Below are 11,607 nucleotides of genomic sequence, written 5' to 3' on the forward strand. Positions count from 1 at the left end.
TGTGGAGGACCGGAGCGGCAACGGATCGCCCTCGGCATCGACCCCGTACCGGATCGCGCCCGGCACGCACGCGCATGCGTACGCACGCATGCGCGCCGCGGTGGACCGCAGCCCTGCGGCTGGTACGGCGCGGGCCGGTTGGCACCCGGCGGGTCCGCCGCCGAGGTCAGTCCGTGCGCAGGGCGTCGAGCATGCGGTCCAACGCCGCCCGGGTGTGCGCGAGATCGTCCGCCGACGCCGAGGACGCCAGCCACAGCGCCGCTTCGTTCATCGCCCCGGACAGCAGGTGTGCCAGGGGGGCCACCGGCTGCGGAGCGATCACTCCGGCTTCGGCGAGGTCGTTCAGCGCATCGGTGAGATGGCGGGCGGAATGGATCTCGTCCATGGAACGCCACTCGCTCCACCCGAGTACGGCGGGCCCGTCGACGAGCATGATCCGCTGGATCTCCGGATCGGTGGTCGCGGTCAGGAACTCCTGGCAGCCACTGGTGAATTGGAGCCACGGATCCTCGTGCTCCTCGGCCGCCGCCGCGACCCGGTCGCCGACCTCCTGCTGCACCGATTCCAGCACCGCGCGGAACACCGCGGCCTTGGAGTCGAAGTGGTGGTAGAGAGCTCCCTTGGTCACCCCTGCCGCACTGACGATCTCCGACAGGCCGACCGCCGCGTAACCGCCGTCGGCGAACAGCCGCCGCCCCTCACGGAGCAGGGACTGCCGAGTCTTCTCGCGCTGCTGCGCCCTGACGCCCTGCTGCACCGTCTCGCCCCACTCGGATAGATGACAACGCCGACACGCCGAGCCTTCGCGGCCTCCTCGCGCATACCGATGGTATGCGCAGGGGAGTCCCGGGTGGAACCTTGGTCCGATGCGCCGAGACCCCCCCGTCTCGCCGCGGTACCTGTACGGAGTGGGGACGAGTCGTTCGTCCTGTGGGCGTGTCGGTCCCGCCGAATCGATGCGCTCCGGGGGCCGACGTACGGGTTGGACGGCATCATCACCTCTTTCGGCATGGCCGCCCTGCTCGCTGCGGGGCCCCTCATGGCTGGGGCCCAGCCCTCCACGTCTCGCTGTCGGGTGACTGCTTCACATCGGGTGGAGCAGTACGACCGGTGCCGTGTCAACGGCTCCTCGTCACTCATGAGCGCGGGCAGAGCCGCTGCTGGCGGCACAGGGGGCAAAGCGGCCTGTCCCGGGCCGGGGGCCTGTGAGTTCCGTGCCCGCGTGCACGCCGTCGGCTACACCTCTCACGGTGGCACCTCTGCCGGGGCGTTCGGACCCCTGTCCGCACAGCCGCCGACAACGGTTTCCGCCCGAAGTCGCCGCTCCGCGCAGGTGATCCATGCGGCCCAGCAGACTGCCCGCACAGCCACCCACGCGGATTCGGTGGGAGGACCCGGTCACAGCCAGCGTTGCACGGTCCCCGCCCAGCTCATCCCCGCACCGACCGCAGCGTGCAGAACGGTCTTCTGCGACGTGAGCCGCCCTTGGGCTCGCGCGGTGTGAAGAGCCATGGGGATCGACGCCGCACCCGTGTTGCCGAAGACGTCCGCGGTGATGACGAGTTGTTCCGCGGAGATGCCCAGCCCGGACCCCAGGGTGCGGAGCATGCGCGGATTGGCCTGATGGGGAACGACCAGGTCGATCTGTTCCAAGGGCAACCCCGACGTCCGCGTGAGGTCCCGGACGATGCGCGGAAAGATGTCGTGGAAGTAGGCGGCTACGGCCTTTCCGTTCATGTGGAGGTAGTGGCCGCCTTCGGCGAGGGTGCGTGCGCTGGCCGGCTGCGCGCTGCCGCCTGCGCGGATGCCGACGATGTCGGCGAGTGCGCCGTCGGTTCCCTGGACGCTGCACAGAATGCCCTGCCCAGCAGATGCGGGCCCCACGACGACCGCACCGGCCCCGTCGGCGAACAGCACCCCGGTAGAGCGGTCCTGGGGGTTCTGGAACCTGGAGAACGTCTCGGCACCGATGACCAGAGCCCGGCCCTCGGGGTACGAGGCGGTCAGGACGTCGCGAGCGATCCTCAGGGCGTTGAGGAATCCCGCGCAGGCACCGCCGACATCGGTGGCCCAGGCCCGTTCCGCGCCGAGGCGGTGCTGTACCCGGCAGGCTGTGGCGACAGCGAGCTGGTCCGGAGTGCTCGTCGCGAGGAGGATGACGTCGACGTCCGCCGGGGAGAGGCGGGCATCGGCCAGAGCGTGTTCGGCGGCCGCGAGGGCGAGGTCCGACGTGGACTGGGAGGGTTCTGCGTACCGGCGGTGGGTGACGCCGGTCATGCGCTCGATCCAGGCGGGTTCCACACCGTACTGATCGGCGATGTCCTCGTTGCTCACACGACGGTCCGGGAGATGAACGCCCAGCCCGTGGATTCCCCACGCGGTGTGCAGCAGACGGCGGCTCACGTGAGGGCCTTCTGGGCCGCTGCCTCGTTCACTACCTGCGCGCACTGCTCGACGGTCATCTCCGGCTCCGTCAGCAGTGCGTCGTCGACGGGCATGCCGATTTCCTCCTCGGCCCTGACCGCGATCTCCACTACTTGCAGCGAGTCCAGGTCGAGGTCCTCGACGAGTCGGCTCCGTGTGGTGATCTCTTCCACCGGACGGTCGGCGATGGCGGCGACGATGGCCGACACGTGGCGAAGGGTGTCAACAGCCTTGGACATGGGGGCTCCTGTGGTGGTCGGTTCCGGTGAGGACGGGGTTCGGTTCGAGGGGCCCTGGTGCGGGGCTTCCTCGGGTGGGCGCGCTACGGAAGGGTGCTCCGGCCGGCGGAGGTGAGGAGTTCCAGGTCGGTGTAGAAGCGCCCCGAGGGGCGGGGCCGGCCGAGGAGGATGTGCCGTGCGGCCTCGGCGGTGAGTGCGCCGCCGAGGGCGACGCCCGAGGCGAGCTGCGGCCAGCTGCTGAGAGTGGTGCCGATCTCCGTGATGGCGGAGGTGAGTTCGGGACTGATGCGGTCCCGGTCGACCATCGTGAGGATGACGTCGACCGCCTGCTCCTGGGTGAGATCGGTCAGATCCCGGGAGGTGGTGTCGCCGAGCAGGCCGTGCAGCAAGGGGCGGTGGGGTTCGAGGTCGAACCGTTCGACGTCGAGCAGACCCCGGTCATTGGCGTCCATGACGACGGGGATGCGCAGAGCTCGCGCATGTTCGCGGGCGGCGACCTTCACGTACGGGGTGTCGCACTCCTCGACGAGCAGGTCGATGGGGCCCGTACCACCGCTGAAGAAGTCGTCCATCGTGTCATCGGTGAGGCCGCCGGGGTAGACCTCGATGTCGAGCCAAGGGTCGATCTCCAGCATCTGACGGGCCGCGAGCACACACTTGTTCAGGCCCAGATCATGTACCCCTGCCCGCAGCCTGTTCAGGTTCGAGACGCTGAGCGAATCGAAGTCGGCCAGCTTGAACGATCCGCCGATTCCCTCCATGGCGAAGGTCAGGGCAGCGCTGCTGCCGACGGAGAGACCGATGATGCCCACCCGGCACCCCAGCAGACGGCGTTGTTGTGCGCGGTCGATCCGCCCCCGATTGCGGTCGGTGCGCACCAGGCGGAACTCCTCACGCGGCAACAGGTGCACCAGCCGCCCCGACCACGGGTACCACACCCAGATCCCGTACTCCCGCACATCGGCGCCGCCCAACTGCTCGGTCACGGCGCGCTCCACCGCCTCGGGCGAGGAGCGCAGTCGGGGATCGCGGCTGGTGACCAGCTCCGTCAGCTGGTCCTCGATGGTGTCCGACACCTCGCGGACCGCACCCGAATCCAGGAGTTCCAGCAGGTCCGCCTGGTCCTGCTCGCGCCCGATGTCGAAGTGCACGGGCTGCCAGCACGCCTCGGCGCCGTCGTTCCGCACGCTCACGGTGGCGAGCCGCTCCCGGCATGCGCGAGCCACGATGTGCTGACCGCGTTCGGCCTCGGCAAGGCCATCGCCGTCGAGCCCCGCTTCCTGGGCGGATACCGTCGCGGCCGGGAAGACGCTTTCCAACTGCTCGACGAGCCCGGCATGCTCGCCCACCGGGACCGCGGACTTGTACAGCATGATCACCACGTCCTCGGTGTACCGCTCGACATAGCGGCGGGTGCCGGGAATCGGGCGGAAGCCGAACCGCTCGTGGAACCGGTCCTGCCCGTCCGCCGTCCCTGAGGTTCCGATCATGGCCTTGGCACCCAGGTGGCGTGCTGCCGCGATCGCGAAAGCGTTGAGGTACACCCCCAGCCCCAGCTTGCGAGCCTGGTGCTCGACCACCAGGCGGCTGTGCTCGAACGTTTCCGCAGCACCGAATCCGCACTCCCGGAGCAACTCCTCATAACGCTCCGTACCCAGGTACGTCCGCGTCTGGAACAAGTCACCCGTCTCGGGGGTCGAGAGGCGTACGTAGCCCAGCGGGGGGCCGTCCGGCTCCCGCCTCCCGACGAAGTGCCAGGCCCCGAAGTCCAGGTCCTGGTCATCGGCGTACCCGCCGTCCGTCGTACGGAAGTCGGGTCGGCGGCCTCGGTCGAAGAGGATCCTCGCCCTCAGCTCCCTGATGCGCCCGACCGCCTCCGTCTCCCTCAGCCCTGTTCCTGAGAGACGGAATGCGGATACGTGCCACGGCACGCCATCGACAACGGGAGAAACGTTCATGCCTGGTAACCCTCTTTAGCTCACATGGCCGCGCGCACTCGGCGCGCGCAGCGCATCGAGGATCACAACGAGCGCCCCGCCAAACGGTTGCGCAACCTCCGTGCGCCCCTGCGCTGGGTGACCTTTCGATTCGTGGCACGGCGGCGGCTCTGGCGGTGTGGGCCGGGGAGTGCGCCTCGCACGATCGGGTGATCCGCTGCGATCCGGTGAGCCAACCGGGTGACCTGGAGGACCAGGCGGACGGGTGGCCTCCGCCTTCGTTCCTCCCGTCGTGGCCTCCCCGGTCCAGCCCGTCGCGCTACGACGGCCCTGGGCCCTGCCAGTGAGTGAAGGAATGCCTCGCGCCCGGTGTCATCCACGACGAGTGCGACCGACTTCTCGCGCTCTACGATGCCGACGGAGTCATTACCCGGGACGGATTCCGGGCCACGATGAAGGGATGAAGGGGGGTGTCCGCTGCCGGCCCGGCACTGATGGGCACTGCCCGCCGGGCCGTGGACGCAGTCCGCACCAGGGTCCACTGGAAGTACGCCTCGGGCCTGGAACGGGACGATCACGGCTCTTGTCGCCCGTCGCCCCGTTGCGCTTTCACCGATCCGAGTCGGCCGAGCCGTCCGGTGGCTCGGTCACCGGGGACCGCCCGGGCCGCAACACGACATGCCCCCCGCGCTCGCACACCACGATCCGGTCGCTCAGTTTGCGTTCCCGGGCGGCGTCGAGGAATTCGCTGAGGGGGGATTTCATCGCCCGGTACTCCTCATAGTGCACCGGCATCACCCACCGTGGTTCCAACTGTGCGGCGAAGGCGGCTCCTTGGTCGCCGTCCATCGTGAGGAGGAGGCCGCCCGGCAACCGGGTGCCGCCCAGATGGAGAACGGCCAGGTCCATGTCGCGGCAGCGCCGGGCGATGGAGCCGACGACCGGCGGCAGCGGCAGGGTGTCGCCAGAGAGATACAGCCGGAGTTCGGCCGGGCCGTGGACCGGGCCGAACTCCAGCAGGCTGCCCATGACCGGCGGCATCAACGCCCGCAGCACGCCACCCGCGTGCCGGCCCGGCAGCGCCGTGACCTTCACCCGGCTCTCGCGCCCTGACACGGTGCGGCTGTGCCAGGTCGGTATCGCCGCAGCCTCGCCGAAGCGGTGCCAACGCCGCAGTCGGCGTGCCGCGTGCGGGGTGGTGAGCACCGGCAGTGACTTGTTGAGGCCCCGTCGTACGACCCGGTCCCAGTGGTCGCCGTGCAGGTGGGAGAGGATCACCGCGTCGATGTCGTCGGGCAGTTCACCGATGCTGAGCGCGGGGTCGTGCAGCCGTCGGCTGGAGAGGCCGTACCCGATGTAGGCGCGGTCGCCTCGGTGCAGGAAGTTCGGGTCGGTCAACAGGGTGACGTCGCCGTACCGGATCAGGGTTGTTGCGTTGCCGATGAACTGGACGTCCACGGCCCGGTCCGCGGACGGCTCTACCGCAACCGCCCCGTGCCGCGTACGTGTCGCGCGCCCGCCGCCGTGGCCCTGCTCAGGGTGATCGTTCCAGTCGCCCTCGGCCGAGGCCGGGGTGTGGTCGCTCATGACGTAGCTCCTCGGATTCACGTGACTGACGCAGTACCCCTGGCGCAACTCGCCATGCCGTACGGCCACCGGCGGTGTTGAACTCATGGTTGGACTGTCGTGCCGGTGTGAGGGCTCACGACGTGCTGGATGCTGGACATGGCGCGCTCGGCAGATGCTTGACGTTCCCGGGACGCGTTGGACGGTCTCGCGACGGGGTGGACACGCCGGGGACCACAGCGAGGCTTCCGCATGCGCCCTGCATTGCCGGAGCGGTCGCGGGGATCGTCTCGACGACCTATTCGCTGGTCACGACGGGCGACGGTTTGCTCGACGTCCACGATCGAGTGCGCGGGCAGCGGTCCGCCAGGCAGCGCCGAGGGTGCAGCCTCGGGACCGGCGATGTGTGCGCCGACGGAGGACGAGAGGCCCCGCTGTGGTGAGCCACCTCGGCTACGGAAAACCCTCAAGCCCTTGGAGCCCCTGGAGCACCTGGAGCACCGAGCGATGCCGGTGCTCGGCCATGTGCCGCGACATTCCCGTCCTGAACAGCGCCAGCATGATCGAGGTGCTGTGCGAGGCCGATCTGATGCACGAACTCTGCCTGACCGTGCTCCCGACGTCCCCCGGTGGCGGAGTGCGCCTGCTGACCGACGGACACCCGTCAAGATGGCGGCTCTCCCCGGTCCTCCCCTCTGGCCAAATACAGGGAACTCGCCTCGTGGTTCAAGTAGCCCACACCGGCCACCATCGAGCGTTCAGGTGCAGGCCATTGCAACGCTTCGACAGGTGCCCTTGCATTTAGCGTCAAGCCTATTGCAATGATTCCCTTCAACTGACCTGCATAAAGGCGCAGATCTGGTGTTCAGTTGGTTGCTGGATTCCTTAACGCAACATAGCTTTCCCATGTCGCGAACGACGAAAGGGAATCCAGTGGTCGGGAACCCGGCGTGATCCTCCGGGTCGTTGACACCACCACGGTCCACCCCACTTGAACCCAACGGATCTGGAAGCGAGACATCCGCATGCGCATTGCGATTGGCGAGTTCATCAGCTTGGACGGCGTCGTTCAGGCCCCGGGACACCCGGACGAGGACACCGACGGCGGCTTCGCCCACGGCGGCTGGAGCCACCCGTTCTTCGACCCGGAGGTGATGGGGGGCGCCCTGGCCGAGTGGCAGGCCAGCACCGAGGCCCTGCTGTTCGGACGCCGTACCTGGCAAGTCATGGCCGGGGCGTGGCCGGGCCGGGCCGGCGACCCGTTCGCCGACCACATGAACAACGTCACCAAGTACGTCGTGTCCAGCACTCTCGGCGCGGACGAGCTGACGTGGAACAACACCACGCGCATCCCCGGCGACCAGGCACTGGACCAGATCAGGAAACTGCGCGAGGCCGAAGGACGCGACCTGGTGGTCATGGGCAGCGCGTCCCTCACCCGAACCCTGCTGGCCGAGGGCCTCGTCGACGAGCTCAGGCTCATGATCCTGCCGGTGCTCCTCGGCGGCGGTAAGAGCATCTTCCCGACCGACGGCCACCTCCGCACGTTCGAGTTGGTCTCCACGAACGTCAGCGGCACCGGAGTGCACGTGTGCACCTACCGGCCGAAGGCCGGGGCGCAGCAGGCGGGCGTACGGGCCGATGCCGAACAGGTGGTGGACGTACTGGGCTGATGAGCTTCCGTTGAGGAGGTAACGGGAGGGTGGAGGTGAGGACCCGCGGCCGGGCCATTCCATGAGCAGCGGGGTCGGCCGCCGGGAGCCGTGTCCACCGCACGGATGTTCTCAGCCGGGCATGGGGGGCGTCCCCGGCGCGGACGGGACGACCGTCGACGAGGTGGCCGCCGCGGGGGTGAATGCCTCCGGGACCTGTCGCAGAGACTGCGGACGTCATACGTAACGTCCATCGGTGCTGCGGCGGGTCCGGATTCCCGAACCGGGGCGGCCGGAGGAGTTCCGGCCGCCGCTGAGGCGAGCTACGGATTTCAGCTCAAGCGGTCCGCGATCGACGTGTGCGGGTCGCCGCGAACCAGCAGCTGGGGGGCAGGCCCATGCAGAGAGGGCCTCCTCCTCGACCTCGACGGCGGAGAACGACCGGAACGGCTGGCGCGAACTGACCGCCCGCCCGCCTCGGCGACCGCTGCCAGCTCACCGGCGACGACCTCATCTACACCAATCAGGGACCGCGTGGGCCCCCGATAAGACTGCGTGGGATCCGATCACGAACGGGGGCCACTCGCGTGCCGGGCGGGACCGAGTCAATCTGTCCCGCAGCCGACGGACGCCTGCGCGGCTTCATCGGCCGGGAAAGACCGCTTGACGCCCGCCTTGACCGGTACTGCCCCTAAGTGGCCCGGTCACCTCCTCGGCGGCGCGACTCCGTGGATAACCGTCGGTTTCGGGCCGGGATGTCCGACCATGGACGGCATGAACACTGAACAGGTCCTGTCCGACGCGTTCGGTCGCGTCCAGGAAGAAGTGCATGCCGCCGTCGAGGGCCTCACCACCGAGCAGCTCGCGTTCCGGCCCGCCGGCTGCGGAAATCCGATCGGGTGGCTGGTCTGGCACCTCGCCCGGGTGCAGGACGACCACGTCGCCGACGCCGCCGGGCTGGACCAAGTTTGGGTCAGCGGGCATTGGTGCGATCGGTTCGGATTGCCGTTCGAGGTGGAGGACATTGGCTACGGTCATACGGACGCGCAGGTGGCCTCCGTTCGCTCCCTCACGGCCGAACAGCTGCGCGGCTACTACGACGCCGTGCACGAGCAGACTTTGACGTTCGTCGGCGGTCTCTCCGGCTCGGCGCTCGACCGCGTCGTCGACGAGGGATGGACGCCGCACGTCACCCTCGGTGTGCGGCTCATCAGCGTGATCTCCGACGACCTCCAGCACGTCGGCCAAGCGGCTTACGTCCGAGGGCTGTTGAAGCTCAGCTGAGGTGAGAGGAGGCGGTGGGCCCGGGCCCGTGCACACGGTACGGGCGGGGCGTTGAGTCGTGTCCCGTCCAGCGTGGTGGCGGGCGATGTCGTCCGGGAGGCGTCGCGCGGCGGCGCTTCCGGGGCCCTGGTGCGTGGAAACCGTCGAGGCCCAGTTAACGGCTGGGCCCCCACCATCGCCCCGCAGGATGCATAGAGCCCTTTCAGAGTGGCCGCTGTTGGTGTGACGGTGAGGGGCCGCCAGGCACCCGTGCCGTTGGAGGAGGTGCTCGAAGCCTCAACTCATCAGTTCCCGTACCTCGTTGGTTCCCAGCCCTGCCGCACTCGACCTCCCACACGCGTTGGTCGAGTGGGTCACCATGCTCATCGCCACCCGCGAGGGAGACCGCCGCTGCAAGCTCCCGCCGCACCAGCGTGCTCTGGTCGGCCTGGTGTGCCTGCGCAGGCGACGGCCAGGCGGAGCACTCGGCCAAGCACCGGCGTCACAGGGTGAACGTGCAGGTGATGACCAACCCGATGGGTCGGCTTCTGTGGCTGTCGCCCGCTTCACCGGGACGTACTCACGACCTCACCGCGGCCCGTACCCACCGCGTCATCGACGAAGGCGTTCGATCAGTTAGTCCAGACGGTCGAGGCAATCTGCCTCGACCGTCTGCACGATGGCCGTGATCTGATCCTGCGTAGCGGTGGAGAAACCTTTCACCACGCCAGGCTGCCGGGCGACAGGTTCTGACCACCCGCACCGTCCATGTCCCGCACCACGCCTCTTCCCGCACGTGCTGCGACCGGTCCGTGCGACGTCAGCCCCACCAACTGGCCCCGCGTGTGCTGGTGCCGGGGAAGCGGGCCCCCGGTTGAGGCAGCCGGTCCTCCTCGTCGCGGGACCCGGGGATTTGGTGGCCCCGCTCGTGCCAGAGCCGCACCAGGGCGTCGTAGATGGGTGTGCCGGGGTCCGGAGCGGGGGCCGGGGGAGGGACGGGTTCCCAGACCGGTGCCCGGGGAGGGAGAAGCGCGTGGTGTTGCTGCATGTCCTTCTCAACGAGACAGCACCGCGTGCAGTGCGGGCTGTGGCCCTCGCTCTGGTGATCCCCTCCCCACACGAGGCGTCCCCTGTCCCGTACGAGTCCCCGATGGCGGCGGCGCACCGGGGCCTGCCCGGCTGGCCCGTCCGTTGGTCCGAACCGGGGGAGTCTCGCCGGGCGTGCGGGCGTCGGTGCGCTGTCTCCGTGTTCGGTGTGCCAGCCGAGTCCCTCGCAACGGCCTCCTTCACGCCTGTGTTTGGCCAGCCCTTGTGTCATCCCGCGCAGCCGTTCGTGAGTTGCTGTGCAGGCGGTCATGTCGGGCCTGTTGCGAGAGCTCACACGATGGACCAGCTCCAACCCCGTAGGGCCGTAAGGCTCCACGTACGCGCGGGGGAGCTAACCGGCCGTCATCAGCAGGAGCGCCGCGTCCGTGTTCGGGGCGGTGTCCGTGCGCCGTATCTTCCTCGGCGCCGGGGAAGAGCGGGCCTCAGCGGGTGGGGCGGAGGGTGGGGTTGAGGGTGAGGCGGTTGTCGGTGGGGTGGTGGCCTTCGGGGCTGAAGGGGGGTACCTCGGCGGGGAGGCAGTCGGCGATGAACAGGCAGTCGTGGTGGCTGTCTTCGGCGGTGGCGGCGATCAACGGTTCGCCGTCGGGTGCCCAGATGCCGGAGTTGCCTTGGTACTGCCAGGCGCCGGCGGGGACTTGTTCCCAGCCGCGGCGGTTGGCGTAGGCGATGAACAGGCGCCAGATGGAAGCCATGGCGGGGATGATGTGGCGGGTGGCGTCCTGGTAGGGGACCTGGCTCATGGTGCCGTCGGCCAGGCGGAAGTGGCCGTCCGCCGCCGTGGGTCCGATGACGATCTTGGCACCCTGTTCGGCGAGGTACTGGTAGAGCGGCGGGAACTCGCACTCGTAGCAGTTCAGCACGCCGACCTTGATGCCGTTGAGGGGTACGACGGGCGGCAGGTCCTGGCCGAAGGAGTAGTTGCGGCGTTCGGCGGCCCCGTAGAGGTGGGTCTTGCGGTAGTTCGCCGCTACCAGCCCGTCGGGCGCGATCACGCTGATCGAGTCGTAGAACGCGCCCCCGTCCCGCTCGGGATAGGGCAGCACCACGGCCAGGCCGTGCTCCTTGGCCACCAGCCGTGCCCGCTCGACGGAGGGGCCCTCACGGTGCTCGGCCAGTTCCCGGCACTCCTCGGGACCGATCGCGTAACCGGTGGTGTACTTCTCCGGGAACACCACCACCTGACAGTTGTAGTCCGCCGCCAGTGCAGCCACTTCGGCCAGGCGTTCCAGGTTGTGTTCCACCGCCGCACGGCTGCCGACCAGGCCCTGCCCCTGATACAGGGCAACCCGCAGCCCTTCACCGAAAGACGGCGCAGCGCGCCGGGCGGAGCGGAACACAACACGGACAGGCTGCGACACAGACATCGGGATCCTTACCTGAGGGGCGATCCGGGCGACCAGCGCAGCAAGAACGATTCAC

General features: G+C 69.0%; 8 protein-coding genes and 1 pseudogene. 3 read left to right on the forward strand and 6 right to left on the reverse strand.

What is annotated here, in order from left to right:
* Positions 1-166 precede the first annotated feature (166 nt).
* The 5 genes from OG897_RS29795 to OG897_RS29815 form a co-directional block, all read right to left on the reverse strand.
* Positions 167-757 (reverse strand): TetR/AcrR family transcriptional regulator, encoded by a 591-nt coding sequence (locus OG897_RS29795; RefSeq protein ID WP_266661570.1) that lies wholly within the window; start codon positions 755-757, stop codon positions 167-169.
* A gap of 641 nt (positions 758-1,398) precedes the next feature.
* The gene (locus OG897_RS29800) at positions 1,399-2,403 is read right to left on the reverse strand and encodes a 3-oxoacyl-ACP synthase III family protein (RefSeq protein WP_266661571.1); all 1,005 of its coding nucleotides are present in this window, start codon (positions 2,401-2,403) and stop codon (positions 1,399-1,401) included.
* A complete protein-coding gene (locus OG897_RS29805; RefSeq protein ID WP_266661573.1) occupies positions 2,400-2,663 on the reverse strand; it encodes an acyl carrier protein in 264 nt (87 codons plus the stop codon). The genes OG897_RS29800 and OG897_RS29805 overlap by 4 nt, the downstream gene beginning before the upstream one ends.
* Before the next feature lie 83 nt (positions 2,664-2,746).
* Positions 2,747-4,621: a ThiF family adenylyltransferase gene (locus OG897_RS29810; protein WP_266661575.1), complete on the reverse strand. Its 1,875-nt coding sequence runs from the start codon at positions 4,619-4,621 to the stop codon at positions 2,747-2,749.
* 588 nt (positions 4,622-5,209) lie between these two features.
* Positions 5,210-6,187 (reverse strand): MBL fold metallo-hydrolase, encoded by a 978-nt coding sequence (locus tag OG897_RS29815; RefSeq protein ID WP_266661577.1) that lies wholly within the window; start codon positions 6,185-6,187, stop codon positions 5,210-5,212.
* Positions 6,188-7,191: 1,004 nt separating this feature from the next.
* Between OG897_RS29815 and OG897_RS29820 the strand changes: the two genes are divergently transcribed.
* The 3 genes and pseudogenes from OG897_RS29820 to OG897_RS29830 form a co-directional block, all read left to right on the forward strand.
* Positions 7,192-7,839 carry a dihydrofolate reductase family protein gene (locus OG897_RS29820; RefSeq protein WP_266661579.1) on the forward strand — a complete coding sequence of 216 codons (648 nt, stop codon included), beginning with the start codon at positions 7,192-7,194 and terminating at the stop codon, positions 7,837-7,839.
* 753 nt (positions 7,840-8,592) lie between these two features.
* Positions 8,593-9,102, forward strand: coding sequence for a DUF664 domain-containing protein (locus tag OG897_RS29825; RefSeq protein ID WP_266661581.1), 510 nt, complete (start codon positions 8,593-8,595; stop codon positions 9,100-9,102).
* Between the two features lie 301 nt (positions 9,103-9,403).
* Positions 9,404-9,698, forward strand: a pseudogene (locus tag OG897_RS29830) (transposase family protein); the annotation flags it as partial.
* 912 nt (positions 9,699-10,610) lie between these two features.
* Here OG897_RS29830 and OG897_RS29835 read toward each other — a convergent pair.
* On the reverse strand, positions 10,611-11,552 hold the full coding sequence (locus tag OG897_RS29835; RefSeq protein WP_266661583.1) for a nitrilase-related carbon-nitrogen hydrolase: 942 nt from the start codon (positions 11,550-11,552) through the stop codon (positions 10,611-10,613).
* Positions 11,553-11,607 lie beyond the last annotated feature (55 nt).

The organism is Streptomyces sp. NBC_00237 (genome assembly GCF_026342435.1).
Taxonomy (GTDB): domain Bacteria; phylum Actinomycetota; class Actinomycetes; order Streptomycetales; family Streptomycetaceae; genus Streptomyces.